Source organism: Actinomadura kijaniata, from assembly GCF_014138665.1.
In the GTDB taxonomy this organism is placed as follows: Bacteria; Actinomycetota; Actinomycetes; order Streptosporangiales; family Streptosporangiaceae; genus Spirillospora; species Spirillospora kijaniata.
This window is the reverse complement of the sequence record NZ_JACJIA010000010.1, coordinates 1-22,452: the sequence shown is the minus strand read 5'-3', so window position 1 is coordinate 22,452 and position 22,452 is coordinate 1. Positions and strand designations below refer to the sequence as shown.

The following is a 22,452-nucleotide window of genomic DNA, read 5'->3' as shown; positions in this document are numbered from 1 at the left end:
GCGACGTCACCGGTGTCAACGCAGGCAGTAGGGGGTTTGTTCCAGTTGGCACGGTTTTTACCCGGGCCCGCCGCCGCGCGGCGTCCGGGCGGGCCGCGTCACCGGCCGCGTCACCGGCCGAGGCGGGTCAGCGCGGCCCGGGCCACGCCCCGGGCCGAGGCCGCCAGGAGCGTGGCCCAGTCGAAGTGGTCCCGCCAGAGGGTGATCTTGCCGTCGTGGACCTCGAAGGTGCCGCAGACCCAGAACTCCGCGCGCCAGGGGCCCGCGACCAGCACGTCGGTGCGCTCGGTCAGCACGACCGGGCCGTTGGCGGCGATGTGGTGGACGCGGGCCTCGAAGCCGGTGCCGTAGCGGGCCATCGCGCGCAGCGTCCGTTCCACCGCCTCGCGGCCCCGGGCCGGGGGGAGGGGCACGTTCTGGTAGACGATCCCGGGGGCCGTGAAGGACAGCGCGTGGTCGACGTCCAGGGCCTCCAGCGCCTCGAGGAAGTCGGTGACGGCCTGGATCTCGGTGGGTGCGTCGGTCATCCTTCGCACGCTAACGCGCCTTCCGCGCCCCGTACACCGCGCCGGGCCGTACGCCGGGCCATGCGGAAGAATCGGGCCATGCGGTTCGGCATTCTGGGGCCCGTGGAAGCGCGCCGCGGGGACGACGTCATCGCCGTGGGCGGCCCGCGGGTGCGGGCGCTGCTGGCGTTGCTGCTGCTCGACGCCGGGCGGCTCGTCCCCGCCGAGCGGCTCATCGACGGGCTGTACGGGCAGGACCCGCCGGCCGGGGCCGCCAACGCCCTGCAGTCGCAGGTGTCGCGGCTGCGGCGGGGGCTCGGGGACGCCGGGCTCGTGGAGGGGCACGCGGCCGGGTACCGGCTGGCCGTCGAGCGCGACGCCGTCGACGTCCACCGGTTCGAGCGGCTGGCCCGGGAGGGGCGCGAGGCCCTGTCGAAGGGGGCCCCGGGGCAGGCGGCCGCGCTGCTGCGGGAGGCGCTGGAGCTGTGGCGCGGGCCGGCGATGGCCGATCTGGCGGCCCCGTTCGCGGCCGCGCGGGCGACCCGGCTGGAGGAGGCGCGGGCCGCGGTCGTCGAGGACCTCGCCGAGGCGTCGCTGGCGACCGGGCGGCACCCGGAGGCGCTGGGCGCGTTGCGGGGGCTCGTCGCCGAGCACCCGCTGCGGGAACGCGCCCGCGGGCTGCTGATGCGGGCCCTGTACCTGGACGGGCGGCAGGCCGAGGCGCTGGCCGCCTACGAGGACGCGCGCGCGGCGCTGGCCGAGGAGCTCGGCGCCGATCCGTCGCCGGAGCTGGCCGCGGTCCATCTGGCGGTGCTGCGGGGCGAGGTCGCCGCCGCTCCCCCGGCGTCGGTGCGGTCCCACCTGCCCGCGCAGCTCACCAGCTTCGTCGGGCGCGAGGAGGAGCTGCGGCGCGTGGGGGCGCTGCTGTCGGAGGGGCGCCTGGTGACGCTGCTGGGGCCGGGCGGGGCCGGCAAGACCCGGCTGGCCGTGGAGGCCGGGCAGCGCGAGCCCGGCGAGGTCTGCTTCGTCGATCTGGCGCAGGTCGGCGACGGGCGCGACCTCCCGCAGGCGGTGCTGGGCGCGCTCGGGCTGCGCGAGCACGGGATCCGGGACGGGGCCCCGCAGGGCGACCCGGTGGAACGGCTGGTGTCGGCGCTGGCCGACCGCGCCCTGCTGATCATCCTGGACAACTGCGAGCACGTCGTGGCCGACGCGGCGCGGCTGGCGCACCGGCTGCTCAGCGCGTGCCCGGCGCTGCGGGTGCTGGCGACCAGCCGGGAGGCGCTGGGGATCACCGGGGAGCGGCTGCGGCCGCTGCCGCCGCTGCCGCTGCCCCCGGCCGGGACGGCGGCGGAGGACGTGCTCGGCTACCCGGCGGTGCGGCTGTTCGCCGACCGGGCGGCGGCGGTGCGCCCCGACTTCGCGGTCACCGCGGGCAACGTCGGGTCGGTGCTGCGGATCTGCGGCGCGCTCGACGGGCTGCCGCTGGCCATCGAGCTGGCGGCGGCGCGGCTGCGGTCGCTGCCGGTCGAGGAGGTCGCGGCGCGGCTGGACGACCGGTTCCGGCTGCTGTCGCGGGGGAACCGGGCCGCCGCGCCCCGGCACCAGACGCTGCGCGCGGTGGTCGAGTGGAGCTGGGACCTGCTGGACGAGGACGAACGGGCCCTCGCGCGGCGGCTGACGGTGTTCTCCGGCGGGTTCACCGCGGAGGCCGCCGCGCGGGTGTGCGGGCTGTCCGGCTTCGCGCTGGACGACCTGCTGGCCGGGCTCGTGGACAAGTCGTTCGTGCAGGTGGACGGGGTCCGGTACCGGATGCTGGAGACGGTGCGGGCGTTCGGCCTGGAGCGGCTGGCCGAGGCCGGTGAGCGGGAGCGGTTCCGGCGGGCGCACGCGGCGTTCTTCCTGGACCTCGCCGAGACCGCCGACCCCCGGCTGCGCTCGGCCGAGCAGCTCGACTGGCTGGCGCGGCTGGCCGCCGAGCACGGCAACCTGCGGGCCGCGCTGCGGTGGGCGGTGACGGCCGATCCGGGGACCGGGCTGCGGCTGATGGCGGCGGCCTCGTGGTACATGTGGCTGCGCGGGCGGCGCGGCGAGCTCGGCGGCCCGGCGGCCGGGCTGCTGGCGGCGGTCGGGCCCGTGCCGCCGGAGGGGCTGGCCGAGGAGTACGTGACGTGCGTGGTGAACGCGCGCGCCACCGGTGCGCTGGGCGCGGACGGCGCGGCGCACCTGCGGGCGGCCGAGACGGTCATGGCGACGATGCGGGGCGTGCCCCGGCGGCCGGGCTGCCTGGTGCTGTGGGCGATGGTCAACCCGCTGCCCGCCGCCGACGACGTCGCCGAGCGGCGCTCCCACCTGCTGATGTCCGAGGACCCGTGGCTGCGCGCGCTGGACGCCTTCAGCATGGGCTACCAGATCCTGTTCTCCGGGGAGACCGATCCGGCCGAGCCGCTGTTCGAGCGGGCCACCGTGATCTTCCGGGCGCTCGGCGACCGGTGGGGCATCGCCAACACGCTGGACGCCCAGGCCCAGCTGGCCGAGCTGCGGGGCGAGGTGGAGCGCTCGCTGACGCTGCTGGCGGAGGCCCTGGAGCTGGTCGAGGAGCTGGACGCGCGGGAGGACCAGAGCGACCTGCTGGTCCGGCGCGGCGACCTGCTGCTGCGCGGCGGCGACCTCGACGCGGCCGGGCGCGACTACGAGCGGGCGGCCGGGCTCGCCGCGCGGGCCGGCGCGCAGCCGAAGGCGATGACCGCCCGGCACGGCCTCGCCGAGATCGCGCGGCTGCGCGGCGACACGGCGACGGCGCGCCGTCTGTACGAGGAGGTCCTGGCGGCGCCGATCGCCGAGTGGGGCTGGAGCGGCGACACACCGGTGCGCGCGCACGCCGGGCTGGGCTGGCTGGCGCTGGCGGAGGGCGACCCGGAGCGGGCCAGGGGCCTGTTCCGGCGGGCGTTCGACGGGACCGGCGGGATAGGCGGGACCGATGGGACCACGGTCGCCCTGTCGGGAGGGGACACGGCGCTGGGGATGGCCGCGGTCGCCCTCGCCGAGGGACGGCCCGAGCGGGCGGCGGTGCTGCTGGGGGCGGAGCGGACGCTGCGCACCATCGGACGGCTGCTGTCCCCCGACACCGTCCGCGTCGCCGCGGCCGCGCGGGAGGCGCTCGGGGACGCCGCCTACGAGAAGGCGTTCGCCCAGGGAGCGGCGATGACCCGTGAGGAGGCGGCGGACGCGGTGCTGACGGCGTGACCGAGGACGGCGCGCGAGGACGGCGACCGCCTCCTCTCGCGGGCGGGACGTCCTTGCGACCCGCGCGTTGACCGTGCCGCCGCCCGACCTCGCCACGAACGACGCCGCACCGGGCCGCTGAGCCGGTGCGGCGTCGTTCGTGGTGGTGGCTGTACCGGCCTCCCCACCGTGGCCGCCATGTCCGTTCCGTGGTGTTCGGCGGGGAATCCCTCTGGCGAAAAGTGATATCACTTTGCTAGATTGGTGCCATATCCCAAGGAGGGCTCATGACAGAGCTGAACGCGGAGGTCGCGCCGGTGGAGATGCCGCGACCGCAGATCGTGGAACGTCCGGCGCGCAACGTCAGTGGCTGGCCGATGCTGGGCCTGGCGCTGCTGCTGGTCCCGGGAGGGGTGGCGCTGTTCCTCTGGGGGATCTCCGCCGAGGGCGGCGCGGCGGTCGCCGGGGTCGCCGGCGGGGTGCTGCTGTTCCTGGCCGGGCTGGTGGTCGGTGCGGGGCTGACGCCGGTCGCGCCGAACCAGGCCCGCGTGCTCCAGGTGCTCGGCCGCTACACCGGGACGGTCCGCGAGGACGGCCTGCGCTGGGTCAACCCGATCACCGACCGGCGGCGGATCTCGACCCGGATCCGCAACCACGAGACCGGGCTGGCCAAGGTCAACGACCTGGACGGCAACCCGATCGAGATCTCGGCGGTGGTGGTGTGGCAGGTCGAGGACACCGCGCGGGCGGTGTTCGAGGTCGACGACTTCGTGGAGTTCGTGGCGTTCCAGACCGAGGCCGCGGTGCGGCACATCGCCGGGAGCTTCCCCTACGACGCCGCCGACCGGACCTCGCTGCGCGACAACGCCGACGAGATCACCGCGATGATGTCGCAGGAGCTGTCGCTGCGCGTCGCGTCGGCCGGAGTGAAGATCATCGAGTCGCGGATCACGCGGCTGGCGTACGCTCCGGAGATCGCGCAGGCGATGCTGCGGCGGCAGCAGGCCGGGGCCGTGATCGCCGCCCGCAAGCAGATCGTGGACGGGGCGGTCGGCATGGTCCAGCAGGCCCTGGCCAGGCTGGAGGAGGACGACGTGGTCGAACTGGACGAGGAGCGCAAGGCCGCCATGGTCAGCAACCTGCTGGTGGTGCTGTGCGCCGACCGCGACGCGCAGCCGGTGGTGAACGCCGGTTCGCTGTACCAGTGAGCCGCGAGCGCAAGAAGATCCTGCTGCGGCTCGACCCGGCCGTGCACGACGCGCTGGCCCGTTGGGCCGGGGACGAGCTGCGCAGCACCAACGCGCAGATCGAGTTCCTGCTGCGGCGGGCGCTGGCCGACGCGGGACGGATGCCCGGCGACGCCGGGCGGATGCGGCGGCCCGGCCGGCCGCCCAAGAACGACGACCCGGACGAGACCCCCGAGGAATAGGTCATGGTCCCCACGCCCGACTCCCTGCCCGCGAGGATGTTCCTGCTCGCCTACGACCCGAAGAAGCAGCGGCTCACGCGACGCGACAAGCTCGGCTACCTGCTGCGCGCGGCGGCGCTCACCGAGCTGTACCTGGACGGACGGCTGGTCGACGACCGGCGTCGCCCGTGTCCCGACACCCCCGGCGCGGACCCCTACGGGGTGTGCGCGCAGATCGCGGCGTCCCGGCCGAGGTCGTGGCAGCACTGGGTCCGCAAGGACCACCGCGCCATGGTCGCCACGGTCCGCGAGGAGCTGCGGCGGGACGGCTGGATCCGGGTGGAGCGGCGCAGGGTGCTGGGGCTGTTCCCGGTGCACCGGGTCACCGTCCGCGACCCGCGCGTGGTGAAGACGCTGTGGGGCGGCGCGTCGGCGGCGCTGCGCGGCAAGCCGTCGGCGCACGTCAACAGCTACGACGCGGCGACGGCCGCGCTGGCGGCGGCGGCCGACCTCAGGACGGTGCTGCCGCGCGGCGACCGGCGGCGGTACAAGCGGCGCATCGCCGAGCTGACGGCCCGTTCCGGTCCGGCGGTCAAGGCCATGCGCAAGGTGATCCAGGCGGAGGAGGCCGCCGCCGCCGCGGCCGGCTGACCGGCGGGCCGGCCCGCGGGGGCACGACGTCACCGGCTCGTAAGATCCGGCGGCCCCCGGCGCGGTTAGCCTGCCGTCATGAACAAGCTCCTTCCCCTGGTCACCGGCGCGATCCTGCTCGCCGGATGCGGGGGCTCCGGCGGATCGGGCGCGGGCGGGGGCACCCCGCCCGCGCCCGTCCCGTCCGCCACGGCGCCCTCGCCGTCCGGTTCCCCTGCCAAGGAGCAGCAGAGGCTGCGCAAGCTGCCGGACAAGCTGCGGTTCGAGGCCACCACGCTCGACGGCAGGCCGTTCACCGGGGTGAACCTGGCCGAGAAGCCCGCGGTGTTCTGGTTCTGGGCGCCCTGGTGCCCCAAGTGCCGCGCCGAGGGCCCGGCGGTCGCGAAGGCCGCCCGCGCCAACGCCGGGCGCGTCGAGTTCGTGGGCGTCGCCGGGCTCGACCAGAGCACCGCCAGGATGAAGGAGTTCGTCACCCGGACCGGGACCTCGGGCCTGCCCCACCTGGACGACCGGAACGGACGGCTCTACCGGCACTTCGGCGTCACCACGCAGTCGTCGTTCCTGTTCATGAGGCCCGACGGGACGGCCGAGCGCGCGTCCGGCCCGCTGGGCGAGGACGAGCTGGCGGCGCGGGTGCGGGCGCTGGCCGGTGGCTGATCCGGGCGTGCTGTCGCTGGCCCTGGCGGCGGGGCTGGTGGCGGCGTTCAACCCCTGCGGGTTCGCGCTGCTGCCGTCGTACCTGGCGCTGCTGGTCGCCGCGCCGGGCGCGGGCGGGGTGTGGCGGGCGCTGCGGCTGTCGGCGGCGATGACCGCCGGCTTCGTCGTGGTGTTCGGGGCGTTCGGGCTGGTGGTGACGGTCGCGACCACGTCGGTGCAGGAGTACCTGCCGTGGGTGACGATCGTGGTGGGCGCGGTGCTGCTGGGGCTGGGCGTCCGGCTGCTGGCGGGCCGCGAGCTGACGGTGCGGGTGCCCCGGCTGAGGGTGGGCCGGGTGGACGGCTCGGTCCCGGCGCTGTTCGGCTACGGGGCGTCCTACGCGGTGGCGTCGCTGTCGTGCACGATCGCGCCGTTCCTGGCCGTCACGGGGGTCGCGGCGGGCGGCACGGTGGGCGACGGCGTGCTGGCGTTCGTCGCCTACGGGGCGGGCATGGGCCTGGTGGTCGGGCTGCTGTCGATGATGGTCGCGCTGGCGCGGGGCGCGGTGGTCGCGCGGACGCGCCGGGTGCTGCCGTACGTGTCGCGGGCCAGCGGGGCGCTGCTGGCGCCCGCCGGGCTGTACGTCGCCTACTACGGCTGGTACGAGCTGCGCGTCAACGCGGGCGGCGCGGCCGACGACCCGGTGGTCGGGGCGGTGACCGGGGCGCAGGGCGCGGTGACGGGGTGGCTGGAGTCGGTCGGGGCGGGGTGGGTGGCGGTCGCGTTCGTCGCGTGCGCGGCGGCCGGGTGGGCGGCCGGACGGGCGGCCCGCCGCCGCGCACGCGACCGCGACGTCACTCGATGACCAGTTCCACGGGGATGTTGCCGCGGGTGGCGTTGGAGTAGGGGCACACCTGGTGGGCGCGCTCCACCAGCTCCTTGCCGGTGCCGTCCTGGAGCTCGTCGGGGAGCTCGACCCGCAGCACCACCGCCAGGCCGAAGCCCTGCTCCAGGTTCCCGCCGATGCCGACCTCGGCGGTGACCGACACGTCCTTGACGTCCTGCCTGCTCTTGCGCGCGACGGCGGCCAGGGCGCTGGCGAAGCAGGCGGCGTACCCGGCGGCGAACAGCTGCTCGGGGTTGGTGCCGTCGCCGCTGCCGCCCATCTCGCGGGGCGGGGCCAGGGGCAGGTCGAGCCGGCCGTCGGAGCTGACGGCGCGGCCGTCCCGGCCGCTGGCGGTGGCGACGGCGGTGTACAGGGCGTCCATGGAACCTCCTTGAGTTGTACGCAACTAAACATAGCACAACTTAGTTGCGCGCAATTGAATTGTAGGATGGAAGCCATGGACACCCCGACGAGCTGGGACGACGCCTCCCCCGACGAGCTGCTGAGCCTGGACGGGCAGCTCTGCTTCGCGGTGCACGCCACGGCGCGCGCGTTCGACGCGGCCTACCGTCCGATGCTGCGCGAGCTCGGCCTCACCTACCCCCAGTACCTGGTGATGCTGGCGCTGTGGGAGCAGGGGGCGCTGACGGTCAAGGAACTGGGCCTGGCGCTGCGGCTGGACTCGGGAACGCTGTCGCCGCTGCTCAAACGGCTGGAGACCGCCGGGCTCGTGCGCCGCGAACGCGACGCGCACGACGAGCGCTCGGTCACCGTCTCCCTCACCGCGCAGGGCGCGGCGCTGCGCGGGCGCGCGGTGCGCGTGCCGCGCCGGATCCTGACCGCGACCGGCCTCGGCCCCGCCGAGCTGACCGAGCTGCGGGCCTCCCTGGAGCGCCTCACCACCGCCCTGGACACCGCCGCGCGCGACTGAGGCGCAAGCGCCGATCCCTACAAGATCGCAGGCGCTCCTTTTGTACGGCGTGGTCAGCGACCGGCGAGTAACGAAAACCTAGCCTTCTCGGACATGACTCCCGAACGCCTGGTCTACCCCCTGCTGAAGCACGTCCTGCTCGGGCCGCCGATGCGGCTGGCCCTCCGCCCCGAGGTGACGGGACTGGAGTCGCTGCCGCGCACCGGGCCGGTGATCCTGGCCGCCAACCACCTGGCGGTCTGCGACTCGTTCGTGCTGCCGCTGGTGGTGCCGCGCCAGGTGTTCTTCCTCGGCAAGCAGGAGTACTTCACCCGGCCGGGCGTGGCGGGACGGGCGATGGCCGCGTTCTTCCGGGGCGGCGGCGCGATCGCGGTCGACCGGTCCGGCGGGCGGGCGGCGCTGGCCGCCCTCGACGCGGCGGCGCGGGTCCTGGAGCGCGGCGACGTGTTCGCCCTGCACCCCGAGGGGACGCGCTCCCCCGACGGGCGGCTGTACCGGGGGCGCACCGGGGTGGCGCGGCTGGCCCTGCGCACCGGCGCGCCGGTCGTCCCGGTGGGGCTGCTCGGGACCGACCGGGTGCAGCCGCGCGGCCGGGTCGTGCCGCGGCCGGGCCGGATCGAGGTGCGCCTCGGGGAGCCGATGACGTTCGCCGGGCGCGGGCCCGCCTCGCACCGCGACGTGACGCGCGCGGTCACCGACGAGATCATGCAGGCGATCCGGAGGCTGTCGGGCCAGGAGTACGTGCCGTCCTACGCGCCCCGGCCCGGTTCCTGAACTTTTCCCCTCCCTCCGGCATAACACCACCAAAGCGGGTATGGCGGTGTCGAGCGGCGGAGGGAGAACGCGATGGCGAACCGTTCCGGAACCGGCGGGCTGGCGCTCGGGATCGTCTCGGCCACCTGCTTCGGATTCTCGGGGCCGCTGGCCCGGATGCTCATCGACGCGGGACTGAGCGCGGTCCAGATGACGTGGCTGCGGCTCGGCGCGGGCGCGCTGGCGCTGCTGGCCGTCGGGCTCCTGCTGCGCCCCCGCGACCTGGTCGTCCCCCGGGGGCACCGCTGGTTCGCCGTGCGGTACGCGCTCGTGGGCTTCGCCGCCGTGCAGGGCCTGTACTACGCGACGGTGGCGCGGCTGCCGGTGAGCCTGGCGTCGCTGCTGGAGTTCACCGCGCCCGTCATCGTGGTGGCGTGGCTGTGGCTGGCGCGGCGGGTGCGCGTCCCGGCGTCGGCCGCGGTCGGGGCGGTCTGCACGCTGCTGGGGATGGCCCTGGTCACCGAGGTCTGGACGGGGCTGGCCATGGACCCGCTGGGGCTGGTGCTCGGGCTGGCCACCGGCGTGACCGCCGCCGCCTACTTCCTGATGACGCAGAGCTCGGGGGAACGGCTGCCCCCGTTCACCGCCGTCACCTGGGGGCTGACCGGCGCGGCGCTGGCGCTGACGGTGCCCGCCCGCCCCTGGGAGATCCCGTGGGAGGTGCTGGCCGGGGACGTCCCCGCCGCCGGGCACCGGGTGCCCGCGCTCCTGGTGCTGGGGTGGCTGGTGCTGGTCACCACCCTGCTCGCCTACTTCCTCAACCTGGCGGCGATCCGGCGGCTGTCGGCGGCCGTCGGGGCGCCGGTGGCCGCGCTGGAGGCGGTGGCCAGCGCGGTGCTGGCCTGGGTGCTGCTCGGGCAGTCCCTCGGCCCGGCGCAGATCGCGGGCGGGCTGGTCATGCTGGCCGGGATCGTCGTCGCGCAGCGCGCCGTCGCCCGGCTCACCGCGCCGCGCGCGCCCGCGCCGGCGGAAAACCGGTCGTCCCGGGAGAAGGCCGCTCGGTAGCTTGCCGCCCATGGAAGAGATCGGGCGTTTCCTCAACGTCGTCGACGTCGAGGCCACCTGCTGGAACGGGCCGCGGCCGCGCGACCAGGTCAACGAGATCATCGAGATCGGGCTGTGCGTGGTGGACCTCAGGGAGCGGAGGCGGGTGGAGCGGCACGGCATCCTGGTGCGGCCGCGACGCTCGCGCGTCAGCGCGTTCTGCACCGAGCTGACCGGGCTGACGCAGGAGAAGGTGGACACCGGCGTCACGTTCGCCGATGCGTGCGCGCTGCTGGAGCGCGAACACCGGTCGCGCTCGCGGGCGTGGGCAAGCTGGGGCGACTACGACCGCAAGCAGTTCGAGCGGCAGTGCCGGGAGACCGGGACGCGCTACCCGTTCGGCCGCCGCCACACCAACGCCAAGGCCCGCTACGCCGAGGCCCGCGAACTGCCGCGCAAGCCGGGGATGGCGGGGGCGCTGCGACACGCGGGGCTGCCGTTGGAGGGGCGCCACCACAGCGGCGAGGACGACGCGTGGAACATCGGCGCACTGGTGCTCGACCTGCTCGGAAGCGGGGCGTGGCCGTCCTGGGACGAACTGTCACACCGGTAGGCGAGGTTTGGTCCGCCCGGGACGGGCAGGGATGAGAGCGCGGGGCCACAGCAGGAGATGCCGAACGGGACGACGGAGGCGACGGTGGAACTCAATCTCGACCTTCGATTGCCGCGTGACGCGGCGAGCGTGCCCGCCGTCCGTCGGCTGCTGGACGCCGCGCTCCAGGCCCTCGGGGTCGAGGAGACGATCCGCGGCGACATCGAGCTGATGCTGAGCGAGGCGTGCGGCAACGTGATCCGGCACGCCCAGGCGGGCGACGACTACACGGTGAGGGTGACGATCCTCGGTGAACGGTGTGTCATCAAGGTGATCGACTCCGGGCAGGGGTTCGACCCCGCCCGGGCGGAGGGGGAGGCGGCCGGGGAGTCCGACGGACGCGCCGAGCACGGCCGCGGCATGATGATCATGCGGACGCTCGCCGACGACGTGCGGTTCCGCAGCTTCCCCGAGAGCGGGGCGCTGGTGGCGCTGGAGAAGCACCTGCGCTACGGGCCGGGCAGCCTGGGCGGGCAGCTCCACGTGGACGAGTCGAACGGGCTGAGCAGTAGGGTGCGTTCCATGAACGGCACCGACTCCGACCTGGAAGAGTTCGCGACCCGGCTGTTCGACATGGCCCGCACCGGGCAGACCGGGCCGCTGGCCGCCTACGTGGACGCGGGGGTGCCGCCCAACCTCAGCAACGAGAAGGGCGACACCCTGCTGATGCTGGCCGCCTACCACGGCCAGGCCGAGACGGTGCGGGCGCTCGCCGAGCGGGGGGCCGACCCCGAGCGCTCCAACGACCGGGGCCAGCGCCCCCTGGCGGGCGCGGTGTTCAAGAAGGAGCCCGAGGTGGTGCGGGTCCTGCTGGACGTGGGCGCCGACCCGTGGGCGGGCGAGCCGTCGGCGGCCGACACCGCGCGCATGTTCGGCCACTCCGAGTTCCTGGCGTGGTTCGAGGAGCGCGCGCCGCGCGGCTGACCGCGTCCGGCCGTTCCCGCCCGGCCGTTCCCGCCCGGTGGCGGCCCGCCGTCAGTCGACGGCGACCGGGCGGGCGGCGGGGCGCACGCCGTCGTTCATGACGCGCAGCACCGGGAACGGGATCTCGATGCCCTCGGCCCGGAAGCGGCGGTGCAGGCGCTTGACGAACTCGTGCTTGATGCGGAACTGGTCGCCGAACTCGCTGGTGCGCAGGATGACGGTGAAGCCGATGCCCGAGTCGGCGAAGGTGTGGTAGCGCACCAGCACCTCGGCCTCCTTCACCCCGCCCTCGACCTCGGCCATGACCTCCTGGCCGACCTCGATGACGACCTTCTCGACGCTCTCCAGGTCGCTGTCGTAGGACACGCTGGCCTGGATGAGCAGGCCCATGTCCTGGGCGGGCCGGTGGAAGTTGGTGAGGATGGTGTCGGAGAACCGCTGGTTCGGGATGACCTCGATGTTGTCCGACAGGGTGCGGATCGAGGTGTTGCGCCAGTTGATGTCGACGACGTAGCCCTCCTGGCCGGTGGCGAGCTTGATGTAGTCGCCGGGCTCGATCGTCTTGGACGCCAGCACGTGCACGCCCGCGAACAGGTTGGCCAGGGTGTCCTGGAGGGCCAGGGCGACCGCCAGGCCGCCGACGCCCAGCGCGCCGAGCAGCGGGGTGATCGACACCCCGAGGCTCTGCAGCATGACGAGCATGCCGATGCCGAGCACCAGGACACGGGTGATGTTGGCGAAGATGGTGACGTTGGCCGCCACGCCCTGGCGGGCCGAGGCGACCGAGGTGACGACCCCGGCGAACAGCCGGGCCAGCGCCAGCGCCACGATGATGATCGTGATGGCGGTCAGCACCTTGCCGGTGTAGTCCAGCGTGCGCCGGTTGACGATGAGGATCTCGGCGGCGATCCAGGCACCGCCCAGCAGGGACATCGGCACCGCCAGGTCGTGCAGCAGCTTGGCGGCCAGGTCGTCCCAGGCCCACCGGGTGTCCCCGGCACGGCGGTTCAGCCGGCCCGCCAGCACGCGCGAGATGACGGCCACGGCGAGCGCGACCGCGAGCACCGCGGCCGCCGCGATCACCTTGGCCCAGTCCCACGACTCAGGCATGGTGAGGATCTCTCCTTGGATGGGGGATAGTTCGGATATCGCACGATCGTAAGTGAAGTGCCGCACCTTACCGGCCGGTCGCGGAATGCCGGGGATACGATCTGTGGAGTGGTAGGCGAGGAGAAGGTGCGTCGGCTGGGGGTCACGGCGCTGGGCTTGCGGAACGGCCCCCATCAGGTCCGGGTCGAACGCGACCTGGAGGTGCCCACCACCGACGGGGTCGTGCTGCTGGCCGACCACTACGCGCCGGTCGGCCTGGAGCGGCCGCCGACGGTCCTGGTGCGTTCGCCGTACGGGCGGCGCGGGCCGTTCGGGCTGATGTGCGGGCAGGTGTTCGCCTCGCACGGGTTCCAGGCCGTGGTGCAGAGCGTGCGCGGCGGGTTCGGCTCCGGCGGGGTGTTCGAGCCGCTCGACGAGCGCGAGGACGGGCTGGCCACCATCGAGTGGCTGCGGGCGCAGCCGTGGTTCGGCGGGACGTTCGCGATGCACGGGCCGAGCTATCTGGGCTACGTGCAGTGGGCGGTGGCCGCCGAGGCGGGACCGGAGCTGCGGGCGCTGTCGATGCAGGTCACCGCGTCGCAGTTCCGCGACGCCATCAACGTCGGCGGCATGTTCGCGCTGGAGTCCACGCTGACCTGGGTGGACCTGACGGCGCGGCTGAAGCACCCACTGTCGGGCGTCACCACCGGGATCATGTCGCCGCGGCGGGCGCGGCGGGCCGCGCTGTCGGGCCGCCCCCTCGCCGAGCTGGACGTGCTGGCGACCGGCAGCCAGCAGAAGTTCTTCCAGGACCTGCTGGTCAACGAGCCCGACAGCCCGTTCTGGGACCGCCGCGACTTCAGCCCGAGCGTCGCGCGGGTCGAGGCCCCGGTGAACATGACCGGCGGCTGGTACGACATCTTCCTGCCCTGGCAGCTGAAGGACTACGCGGCGCTGCGCGCGGCCGGGCGGCGTCCGTACCTGACGATCGGCCCGTGGTTCCACGCCGACCAGCGGATGATGCGCGGGTCGGTCGGCGAGGCGATGCGGTGGTTCCGCGCGCACCTGCTGGACGACCCGTCGGAGCTGCGCGAGCAGCCGGTGCGGCTGTACGTGACCGGCGCCGACGAGTGGCGGGAGTTCCCCGACTGGCCGGTGCCGGGGATGCGCGGGCGGCGCTGGAACCTCCAGCCGGACGGCGGGCTCGGCACCGCCGAGCCGCCGGAGTCGGAGCCGGACCGCTACCGCTACGACCCCGAGCACCCGACGCCGTTCCTGGGCGGGCCGTCGCTGCTGGGCGACAACAAGCCCGTCGCCGACCAGGCGCGGGTGGAGGCGCGCCGCGACGTCCTCGTCTACACCTCCGACGCGCTGGCCGAGGACGTGGAGGCGATCGGGCCGGTGACGGCCGAGCTGGTCGTGCGGTCCGACCGCGCGCACACCGACTTCGTGGTGCGGTTGTGCGACGTCGATCCCGACGGCGTCTCGCGGAACCTGTGCGAGGGCATGCGGCGGCTCGTCCCGGGCGTGAACGACCCCGGGCAGGACGGCGTGCGGCGCGTTCCGGTGGAGCTGTGGCCGGTCGGGCACCGGTTCAGGGCCGGGCACCGCATCCGCGTGCAGGTGTGCAGCGGCGCCTACCCGCGGGTCGCCCGCAACCCGGGGACGGGCGAGCCGATCGGCACCGCGACCCGGATGCTGACCGCCGGCCAGGAGGTGTTCCACTCCCCCGGCCGGGTCTCCTCGGTCACCCTGCCGATCGTGCCCTGAGGACCTCCAGCGCCCGGTCGGCGTGCGCGGCCATCTTGATCTCGCTCTTGACGATCTCGATGACCCGCCGGTCGGTGTCGATGACGAACGTCTGCCGCCTGGTCGGCATCAGCGCCAGGCCGCGCTTGACGCCGAAGCGGGCGCGGACCGTCCCGTCGGGGTCCGACAGCAGCGGGTAGCCGAGGGAGTGCCGGTCGGCGAACTCCCTCTGCTTGTCCACGCCGTCGGCGCTGATCCCGACCGGGTGCGCGCCGACGTCGGCGAGCTCGGCCGCCAGGTCGCGGAAGTGGCACGCCTCGGCGGTGCAGCCGGGCGTCATCGCGGCCGGGTAGAAGAAGAGCACGACCGGGCCCTTCTCCAGCAGGCCGGACAGGGTGCGGGGGGTTCCGGTCTCGTCGGGGAGTTCGAAGTCGTCGACGGTGTCACCGATCTTCATGCCCCGACGCTAGCAGCGCCGCGATCGCGGCCGCGCTCCAGGCTCCGCGCGCGCCGGGGCGTCCGGCCAGGTAGGCGGCGGCGCGGACGGGCCGCCAGCCGTGCGCCTCGCGCAGCCCGTGGCCGAGCATGGCCAGATAGGGGGCGGTCGGCGGGTTGAGCTCCGCGCCGTCCACCCCGTGCGGGGCGGTGAAGGTGAGCATGGGGTGGCCGTCGCGTTCCCCGGTCTTCAGGACGGTCTCGTAGCGTCCGGGGCCGAGCCGCTGGCGGCCCTCGCCGAGCACCCGCGACAGGTCGGGGTCGGCCCCGGTCGCGCGGCGCATCTCCTGGGACATCACGTCGCAGAACTGCTGGAGGGTCAGCAGGTAGGCGCGCGCGGCGGTCCGGCCCGGCAGGTCGGGGTCGTAGAACGCCATGCCGCCGCCCCAGGTCAGCGACCGGTGGGCGAAGTAGATCCCGCCGGGCACGGTGACCGGCGCCTGCGCCCGGGCGGGGCGGGGGTCGCGGCAGCCGGTGTAGTGGCGCGCGCCTCCGGCGGGACGGCCGCCGGCCAGGTAGCAGGCGAAGCGCTCGGCGTAGAGGTTGGAGCCGTAGGCGACGTACCAGAGGCGCATGCCTTCCAGGATGCCCGGTCGGGAACGGGTGGGGTCAGGAGCGGGTGGGGTCGGCGACGCGGGCCAGGAACAGCGGCTCGCCGGTCCGGGTGTCGCGGACCAGCAGGACGTGCGGGCGGTCGAAGACGATCTTCTCGCCGCGGGGCGGGGCGGCCAGGGCCTCGATGCCGCTGCCCGTCGCCGCCGCGGCCTCGGTGCCCTTCTCGTCGACCAGCAGGGTCGCGGCGTGCTGGACGAACTGGAGGCGCACCGCCTTCGGGGACAGGCCCTTGAGATCGGCCTGCCCGCCGAACGCCTGCGCCATGCCCAACTCGCCGAGCAGGGGCTTGAGGTCGGCCTGGGCCTTCAGCCTCACCTTCGGGATCGACAGGTCCACGGTGGTGGGGCGCAGGGCGCCGGTCAGGGCGTCGAGGGTGGCCGGGGACAGGCCGGGGCAGCCCTTGGCGCGGGCGTCGGGGAGCAGGGCCGTCATGGACAGGCGGCCGTCCCGGTAGGGCAGGTCCACCGCCGTCCAGCCCCGGTGGCGGGCCACGCCGTAGTCGGTGGTCTTCCTCATCATCGGGGCGCTGACCGAGCGGCCCGCGGCGGTGGCGAAGGGGGCGGGCGCGGTGTCCTGTTCCTTGAACTCGGTGGCCCACTTCGCCTTCATGGAGAGGGCGTCGGTCAGGATCCAGCCGGTGTTCGCCCTGACCGAGTTCTCGGGGAGCAGCCGGGGGACCATCCCCTCGGTGATCTTCTTGATCTCCTCGTTGACGGTGGCGCGGGCGCCCTCGGGGTCGCTGCGGATGTCGAGCAGCTTCAGCGAGGCGTCGTAGGCCGTGGCCACCCGGTCCAGGTAGTCCTTGTGGGGGGTGAGCGCCCGGTCCGACCAGACCTGGTCGACCGTGCGCAGCTTCACGTCCTTGGTATTGAGGGCCTTCAGCGCCTGGGTGCGGGCCCTCAGGCCCGGGAGCGGGTCGCCCGGCGGGAGCCGCAGGGTGCGGGCCATCGCGGCGGCCGTCTCACCGCGCGCCGCCTGGTGGACCATGCCGAGGCCGCTGGACAGGCTGCTGGGCGACAGCACCACGTTGGCGGACGGGTCCCGGCGGCACCAGGCGTCCAGGACGGAGAGGCCGAACGCGGAGGAGGCCCGCGCCAGGGGTCCGGGGTCCGCCGCGGCGACCGGGGCCACCGCGCCCCGGACCGTGCGGACCTCCTGGGTCGCGGCGCCGCACGCGGTGACGGCGGAGGCCGCGGAGACGAGCAGTGCTCCCGTGGCGAGTCGGTGTCTGCGTAGGAGTCCCATGGACCTGGGACGCGGCCCGGCGGAACCGGGTTTCACGGCACCAAGAACTTTTTTCGCGACGAATCGCCATTAGCGGGTTTGCTTTCACTCAGGGGTGGGGTAGACATGTGACTGTAGGTGTCCAAGACGGAGATACCTCCCAGTTGCTCATGCCTTGAGTACGGAGGATCCGTCATGCGCCACCCTCTGAACATCGCCCTTGTCACCGCCGCCGACCTCGACGCCGAGACCGTTCAGGCGATCGCGGTGCGGGATCTCGCCCGTGCGCTGGCCGCTCCGCTGTCCGAGGACGCCGAGGGCCACCAGGTCAGCGTTTACACCCGGCGGTGCAACCCCGCCGCCCGCATGCGTTCCCGCATCGCTCCCGGTGCCACGGTGTACCAGGTCGACGCCGGTCCGGCCCGGCGGCTGAGCGATGACGACACGCTGCGGCACGTGCGGGACTTCGCCGACGCGCTGCGCCGCCGGTTCAGCGGCCCGGGGCGCCCCGACGTCGTGCACGCGCACGGCTGGATCGGCGGGCTGGTGGCCTGCGCCGTCGCCAAGGAGCTGGACATCCCGTTCGTCGCCAGCTACCACGGGCTGGCCGCCGGCGAGCGGCGGCTGGGGCACGAGGTGCACCCGGCGCGGATGCGGCTGGAGGCCGCCGTCGGGCGCGGCGCCGACCTGGTGCTGGCCGCGCACTCCGGCGAGCGCAACGCGCTGGTGCGGATGGGCGTCCCCCGGCCGTCGGTCGGCATCCTCCCCTACGGGGTGGACGGTGAGCTGTTCAGCCAGGTCGGCCCGGCCATGCCGCGCGGTGACCGGCAGCGGCTGGTGACGGTCTGCCGCGACCTGGAGGACGGCGGGGTCGCCACCGCGATCCGCGCGCTGGCGCACGTCCCGGACGCCGAGCTGGCGATCGCCGGCGGCCCGGCCCGCGAGGAGCTGGAGAACGACCCGGCCGTGCACCGGCTGACCCTGCTGGCCAAGGAGCTGCACGTCGCCGACCGGGTGATCTTCCTGGGGCGGCTGCCCCGCCGCTCGCTGCCCAAGCTGCTGCGCACCGCGCGGCTGGCGCTGGTGCTGGCGCCGTTCCAGCCGTCGTCGATGGCTCCGCTGGAGGCCATGGCCTGCGGCGTCCCGGTGGTCGCCACCCCGGTCGGCGGGAACACCGACAGCGTGCTGGACGGCATCACCGGCATGCACGTCCCGGCGGACCGGCCCGTGCTGATCGGCCGGGCGATCCGGCGGCTGCTGGCCGAGGAGACCACGCTGCACGGCTGGGCCATCGCCGCCGCCGACCGCGCCAACTCGCGGTACTCCTGGAAGCGGATCGCCGCCGAGACGCTGCGCGCCTACGAGCGGATCCTGCCCGCTCCCCCGGTCGAGGAGCCCGAGGTCGAGGACGAGACCGCGGAGCCCGTGGAGGCCGTGGAGGAGACCGAGCTGGCCGCCGCCCTGGCGGGCTGAGCCCCGCCCCGGCGGGGCGAGGACGGGTGACGCCCGTCCGCGCACGACGGGCCCTGGTCCCAGAGGTGGACCGGGGCCCGTGCCCGTTTTCGGGGTAGGTCACCGTCCAGACCATGATCCGTGCTCTGCGAACCGGGGGGTTTCCCATGCGCGCTGTCACCTACGACGCCTACACCACCGACGATTCCCGGCTGCGGGCGGGCGAGGTGCCCGATCCCCGGCTCGGCCCGGGACAGGTGCTGATCGAGGTGCGGGCCGCCGGGGTCAACCCGGTGGACTGGAAGATCATGGCGGGCGGCCTCGACGCGATGATGGACGCGGTGTTCCCCGTCATCCCCGGCTGGGACGTGGCCGGGGTGGTGCGGGCGGCCGGGCCCGACACCCCGGAGTTCGCGCCCGGCGACGAGGTGATGGCCTACGCCCGCAAGCACGTCGTCCACGCCGGGACGTTCGCGCAGTACGTCGCGGTGGACGCCGCCGCGTGCGCGCGCCGGCCCGCGGCGCTCGGCTGGGAGCAGGCCGGGGGTCTACCGCTGGCGGGGATGACCGCGCAGCGCACCCTCGACCGGCTGGCGGTCGGCGCCGGGGACGTGGTGCTGGTGCACGGGGCGGCCGGGGGCGTGGGGAGCCTCGCCGTCCAGATCGCGCGGACGCGCGGCGCCCGCGTCGTCGGCACCGCCTCCGAACGCAACCACGACCACCTGCGCGGCCTCGGCGCCGAGCCGGTCGTCTACGGCGACGGGCTCGCCGGGCGCGTCCGCGACCTGGTCCCGGGCGGGGTGACCGCCGTGGCCGACTTCGTCGGCGGGCAGCTCGACACGACGCTGGCGGTGCTGGCCGGGGGCGGCCGCCACGCCTCCGTCGCCGACAACACCGTGGAGGAGCACGGCGGCCACTGGATCTGGGTGCGTCCCGACGGGGCCAGGCTGGCCGAGCTGGCCGCGCTGGCCGACAAGGGCGAGCTCACGGTCGAGGTGGCCGGGACGTTCCCGCTGGAGGAGGTCGGCGCGGCGTTCGCGGCCAGCCGGACCGGGCACACCCGCGGCAAGCTCGTGATCACGCCCTGACCGGAAAGCCGGTTCCGGGTGGGATACTCGGCGGATGGAGGAGCTGATGGGGGAGCTGGTCGGGCGCGCCGCCGAGGCCGCCGCGCTCGGCGCCGCGCTGGACCGCGCCGCCGCCGGGAACGCCGGGATCGCGCTGGTCAGCGGTGACGCCGGGGTCGGCAAGTCCCATCTGGTGGGCGCGCTCACGCGGCAGGCCGCCCGGCGCGACTGGACCGTGCTGACCGGGCAGTGCGCCGAGCTCGGCGAGTCCATCCCCTACATGCCGCTGGCCGACGCGCTGTGGCGGGCCGCGCGCGAGCCGGGGGCCGAGGTGCTGCGGGAGGCCCTGGAGACGCGGCCGGTGCTGGGACGGCTGCTGCCCGACGGGGACGGCGCGCCGGACGGGGCGTCGGAGCTGGGGCAGCAGCAGCTCTTCGGGGCCGCGCTGGGGCTGCTGGGCGAGCTGGGGCAGCGGCGCCCGGTGCTGCTGGTGCTGGAGGACCTGCACTGGGCGGACCGCTCCACGCGGCATCTGCTGACGTTCCTCAGCCGCGTCCTGCAGCGCGAGCGGGTCTGCCTGGTCGGCACCTACCGCTCCGACGACCTGCACCGGCGGCACCCGCTGCGCCCGGTGGTGGCGGAGCTGGTGCGGCTGCCGAACGTGACGGCGGTGGACCTGCGGCCGTTCGCGCCGAGCGAGACCGCCGAGTACCTGGCGTACCTGGACGGCGGGACGCCGCCGTCCGCCGAGGAGGTCGCGCGGGTCCACCAGCGTTCGGAGGGCAACCCGTTCTACGCCGCCGAGCTGCACGCCGCCGCCCGCACCGGCGAGGACCTGCCCGCCGGGCTCGCCGACCTGCTGCTGGCCCGCATGGAGCGGCTGTCCGACGACGCCCAGCGCGTGGTGCGGGTCGCCGCCGTCGCGGGCCGCCGCGTCAACGACGAGCTGGTCCGGCGGGTGTCGGGGCTGGACGAGCGGGCCGTCGGCACGGCGCTACGGGAGATCGTCGAGCAGCGGCTGCTGGAGCCCGACGGTGCCGACGGCTACCGGTTCCGGCACGCGCTGCTGGCCGAGGCCGCCTACGCCGACCTGCTGCCGGGCGAGCGGACCCGGCTGCACGCCGCGTTCGCCGCGCTGCTGGCCGAGCCGCCCGCCTCGCTGCTGCCGCGCGCCGCCGCCGAGCGCGCCCACCACAGCCTCGCCGCGCACGACCTGCCGGTGGCGTTCGCGGCGTCGCTGCGGGCGGGGCGCGAGGCCGAGCGGATGGGCGCGCCCGACGAGGCCCACGACCACTACGACCGGGCGCTGGAGCTGTGGGACGCGGTCCCGGACGCCGACGCGGTCGCCGGGGCCGCGCGGGAGGAGATCTCGCTGGCGGCGGCGCGGGCGTCGGCCCGCGCCGGGGACACCCGCCGGGGCATCTCCCGGCTGCGCCGCCTGCTGGCCGTCACCGACCCCGCCGACCTGCGGCTGGGGGTCAAGATCAGGGAGCATCTGGGGTCGCTGCTGTACGAGCTGGACCAGGACGAGGAGGCCACCGCCGTGCTCCGCGAGGCCGTGGACCTGCTGCCCGCCGACCCGCCCACCCCCGAACGCGCCGGGGCGCTGGCCGCCTACCTGCGCACCCTGGTCTACAGCGAGGAGCACGCGCGGCTCTCGGCGCTGGCCGAGGAGGCGATCGCGGCGGCGCGGGCGACGGGGGCGACCGACGCCGAGGCCAGCGCGCTGATCTCCCTGGCGGTGTACCGGGAGTGGCGGGAGGGGGCCGCCGCCGACGCCGCCGCCCTGTTCGGACGGGCCCGCGACCTGGCCCTCGCCGCCGGGAACTACCCGGTCGCGATGCGCGCCGCCTACCACTACGCGCGCGTCCCGTTCGACCGGGGCGAGCTGGCGGCGGCCACGGCGGCGGCCGACGACGGCGTGCGGCTGGCGCTGGACCACGGCGTCGAGTGGAGCACCTTCGGCACCACGATGCGCTGCCTCCAGTACCTGATCCACTACACCACCGGCGACTGGGAGCGGGCCGACCGGCTGGCGGACGACTTCGCCGTCCAGGTGGTGCGGGCGCCCGAGGCGCTCGTGTCGGCGTACGCGCTGTTCTGCGAGGTCGCGCGGGGAAGCGACGGCGTCCGGGAGCGGTTGCGGTGGATCGAGCCGCTGTGGCCGCAGGATTCGCTGCTGGTCTACATCTCGCGGGGGCTCGCGGCCGAGCACTGCCTGTGGAACGGCGACCCGGCCACCGCGCTCGGCCACGCGGAGGCGGCGCTGGCGGCGTTCGACCACCACGACCCGCCGTCCATCCGGGCGGCCGCGACCGTGCTGTGGGCGCACGCCGAGCGCGGCGGCGTCGACCGCGCCACGGCCGACGCGCTGTTGGAACGTGCCCGTGCGGCCATGGTCATCGTCCCGGGCGGCTACCCGCGCGTCTGGATCGGCGTGGAGGGGCACGCCTGGCTGGCCCGCGTCGAGGCCGAGCACGCCCGCGCGCTGGGGGTCAACGACCCCGAGCTGTGGCGCAGGGCGGCCGAGGCGTTCACCTACGGCGACCCCGACGGCGGGTTCGTGTACGAGGTGGCGCGGTCGCGGTGGCGGCTGGCCGAGGCGCTGGTCGAGCGGGGCCGCCGCGAGGAGGCGGCCGAGGAGTGGCGGCGGGCGGTGGCGACCGCCGAGCGGCTGGGCGCCGCTCCCCTGCTGGCGGCGTTGCGGGACCTCGGCGCGCGGGCGCGGCTGCGGCCGGGCGCGGCGCCGGGGGACGGGCCGGAGGGCGGGTCGCTGACGGCGCTGACGGCCCGCGAGCGCGAGGTGCTGAAGCTCGTCGCCGAGGGCCTGGGCAACAAGGAGATCGCCGCCGCGCTGTACATCTCCCCCAAGACCGCCAGCGTCCACGTCTCCAACATCATGGCCAAGCTGGGCGTCACCAGCCGCGGCCAGGCCGCCGCCGTCGCCCACCGCGCCGGGCTGTGACTCCCGAAGCCCTGGCCTACGACTGCGGGCCCGCCGGTCAGGTAGCGCGCTCGCGTGCGGGCTGGGGTCCGCTGTAAGGCGGGCTCTAGGTCGTGTCCGGCAGATCTTGGTGTTTGGCTGAGGTTGATCAGTGGGCCGGGTTGTGATGGTGGCCATGGTGCGTCGTCATGAGCTCACCGA

Annotated in this window: 21 protein-coding genes; 15 read left to right on the top strand and 6 right to left on the bottom strand. The window is 75.0% G+C overall.

Going from position 1 to position 22,452, the window contains the following annotated elements; genetic code table 11:
* Window positions 1-110: 110 nt before the first annotated feature.
* Window positions 111-527: a limonene-1,2-epoxide hydrolase family protein gene (locus HNR61_RS31625; RefSeq protein WP_182846823.1), complete on the bottom strand. Its 417-nt coding sequence runs from the start codon at window positions 525-527 to the stop codon at window positions 111-113.
* Window positions 528-629: 102 nt separating this feature from the next.
* Here HNR61_RS31625 and HNR61_RS31620 point away from each other — a divergent pair, with 102 nt between their 5' ends.
* The 6 genes from HNR61_RS31620 to HNR61_RS31595 all read left to right on the top strand — a co-directional run bounded on the left by HNR61_RS31620 (window position 630) and on the right by HNR61_RS31595 (window position 7,291).
* On the top strand, window positions 630-3,752 hold the full coding sequence (locus HNR61_RS31620; RefSeq protein WP_312898189.1) for an ATP-binding protein: 3,123 nt from the start codon (window positions 630-632) through the stop codon (window positions 3,750-3,752).
* A gap of 266 nt (window positions 3,753-4,018) precedes the next feature.
* On the top strand, window positions 4,019-4,939 hold the full coding sequence (locus tag HNR61_RS31615) for an SPFH domain-containing protein (protein ID WP_182846821.1): 921 nt from the start codon (window positions 4,019-4,021) through the stop codon (window positions 4,937-4,939).
* A complete protein-coding gene (locus HNR61_RS31610) occupies window positions 4,936-5,160 on the top strand; it encodes a type II toxin-antitoxin system antitoxin (protein ID WP_067811056.1) in 225 nt (74 codons plus the stop codon). The genes HNR61_RS31615 and HNR61_RS31610 overlap by 4 nt, the downstream gene beginning before the upstream one ends.
* Window positions 5,161-5,163: 3 nt before the next feature.
* Window positions 5,164-5,790 carry a GOLPH3/VPS74 family protein gene (locus tag HNR61_RS31605; protein ID WP_182846820.1) on the top strand — a complete coding sequence of 209 codons (627 nt, stop codon included), beginning with the start codon at window positions 5,164-5,166 and terminating at the stop codon, window positions 5,788-5,790.
* A gap of 78 nt (window positions 5,791-5,868) precedes the next feature.
* On the top strand, window positions 5,869-6,447 hold the full coding sequence (locus HNR61_RS31600; protein WP_182846819.1) for a redoxin domain-containing protein: 579 nt from the start codon (window positions 5,869-5,871) through the stop codon (window positions 6,445-6,447).
* On the top strand, window positions 6,440-7,291 hold the full coding sequence (locus HNR61_RS31595) for a cytochrome c biogenesis CcdA family protein (protein WP_220510047.1): 852 nt from the start codon (window positions 6,440-6,442) through the stop codon (window positions 7,289-7,291). The genes HNR61_RS31600 and HNR61_RS31595 overlap by 8 nt, the downstream gene beginning before the upstream one ends.
* On the opposite strand, the gene HNR61_RS31590 is transcribed toward HNR61_RS31595, so the two are convergent.
* The gene (locus HNR61_RS31590) at window positions 7,281-7,694 is read right to left on the bottom strand and encodes an organic hydroperoxide resistance protein (protein ID WP_182846818.1); all 414 of its coding nucleotides are present in this window, start codon (window positions 7,692-7,694) and stop codon (window positions 7,281-7,283) included. The two genes, HNR61_RS31595 and HNR61_RS31590, sit on opposite strands and share 11 nt — an antisense overlap.
* Window positions 7,695-7,769: 75 nt before the next feature.
* Here HNR61_RS31590 and HNR61_RS31585 point away from each other — a divergent pair, with 75 nt between their 5' ends.
* The 5 genes from HNR61_RS31585 to HNR61_RS50545 all read left to right on the top strand — a co-directional run bounded on the left by HNR61_RS31585 (window position 7,770) and on the right by HNR61_RS50545 (window position 11,616).
* Entirely contained in the window at window positions 7,770-8,243 is a 474-nt protein-coding gene (locus HNR61_RS31585) for a MarR family winged helix-turn-helix transcriptional regulator (protein WP_220510046.1), read from the top strand.
* Between the two features lie 93 nt (window positions 8,244-8,336).
* Window positions 8,337-9,017: a lysophospholipid acyltransferase family protein gene (locus tag HNR61_RS31580; protein ID WP_182846816.1), complete on the top strand. Its 681-nt coding sequence runs from the start codon at window positions 8,337-8,339 to the stop codon at window positions 9,015-9,017.
* A 72-nt stretch (window positions 9,018-9,089) separates the two neighbouring features.
* Window positions 9,090-10,061 carry an EamA family transporter gene (locus HNR61_RS31575; protein ID WP_182846815.1) on the top strand — a complete coding sequence of 324 codons (972 nt, stop codon included), beginning with the start codon at window positions 9,090-9,092 and terminating at the stop codon, window positions 10,059-10,061.
* 10 nt (window positions 10,062-10,071) lie between these two features.
* Window positions 10,072-10,653, top strand: coding sequence for a 3'-5' exonuclease (locus HNR61_RS31570; protein ID WP_182846814.1), 582 nt, complete (start codon window positions 10,072-10,074; stop codon window positions 10,651-10,653).
* Window positions 10,654-10,737: 84 nt separating this feature from the next.
* Window positions 10,738-11,616, top strand: a complete 879-nt coding sequence (locus tag HNR61_RS50545; RefSeq protein ID WP_376770285.1) for an ATP-binding protein — start codon at window positions 10,738-10,740, stop codon at window positions 11,614-11,616.
* Window positions 11,617-11,667: 51 nt separating this feature from the next.
* Here the strand turns inward: HNR61_RS50545 and HNR61_RS31555 are convergent, their stop codons facing one another.
* Complete coding sequence (locus HNR61_RS31555; protein ID WP_182846813.1) at window positions 11,668-12,726, bottom strand: mechanosensitive ion channel family protein; 1,059 nt, start codon at window positions 12,724-12,726, stop codon at window positions 11,668-11,670.
* Between the two features lie 126 nt (window positions 12,727-12,852).
* On the opposite strand from HNR61_RS31555, the gene HNR61_RS31550 reads away from it, so the two are divergent.
* Entirely contained in the window at window positions 12,853-14,475 is a 1,623-nt protein-coding gene (locus tag HNR61_RS31550) for a CocE/NonD family hydrolase (RefSeq protein ID WP_312898188.1), read from the top strand.
* On the opposite strand, the gene HNR61_RS31545 is transcribed toward HNR61_RS31550, so the two are convergent.
* Genes HNR61_RS31545 through HNR61_RS31535 form a run of 3 tightly spaced genes read right to left on the bottom strand, consistent with a single transcriptional unit; the run spans window position 14,453 to window position 16,809 of the window.
* A complete protein-coding gene (locus HNR61_RS31545; RefSeq protein ID WP_182846812.1) occupies window positions 14,453-14,911 on the bottom strand; it encodes a peroxiredoxin in 459 nt (152 codons plus the stop codon). The two genes, HNR61_RS31550 and HNR61_RS31545, sit on opposite strands and share 23 nt — an antisense overlap.
* The gene (locus HNR61_RS31540) at window positions 14,898-15,524 is read right to left on the bottom strand and encodes a histone deacetylase (RefSeq protein ID WP_182846811.1); all 627 of its coding nucleotides are present in this window, start codon (window positions 15,522-15,524) and stop codon (window positions 14,898-14,900) included. Before HNR61_RS31540 ends, HNR61_RS31545 begins: the two co-directional genes overlap by 14 nt.
* Window positions 15,525-15,558: 34 nt before the next feature.
* Window positions 15,559-16,809, bottom strand: coding sequence for a serpin family protein (locus tag HNR61_RS31535; protein WP_182846810.1), 1,251 nt, complete (start codon window positions 16,807-16,809; stop codon window positions 15,559-15,561).
* A gap of 174 nt (window positions 16,810-16,983) precedes the next feature.
* Between HNR61_RS31535 and HNR61_RS31530 the strand changes: the two genes are divergently transcribed.
* From HNR61_RS31530 to HNR61_RS49490, 3 genes are all read left to right on the top strand, one after another.
* Complete coding sequence (locus HNR61_RS31530; RefSeq protein ID WP_182846809.1) at window positions 16,984-18,261, top strand: glycosyltransferase; 1,278 nt, start codon at window positions 16,984-16,986, stop codon at window positions 18,259-18,261.
* A gap of 146 nt (window positions 18,262-18,407) precedes the next feature.
* Window positions 18,408-19,328: an NADP-dependent oxidoreductase gene (locus HNR61_RS31525; RefSeq protein ID WP_182846808.1), complete on the top strand. Its 921-nt coding sequence runs from the start codon at window positions 18,408-18,410 to the stop codon at window positions 19,326-19,328.
* A gap of 34 nt (window positions 19,329-19,362) precedes the next feature.
* Entirely contained in the window at window positions 19,363-22,272 is a 2,910-nt protein-coding gene (locus HNR61_RS49490) for a helix-turn-helix transcriptional regulator (protein WP_281400626.1), read from the top strand.
* Window positions 22,273-22,452 lie beyond the last annotated feature (180 nt).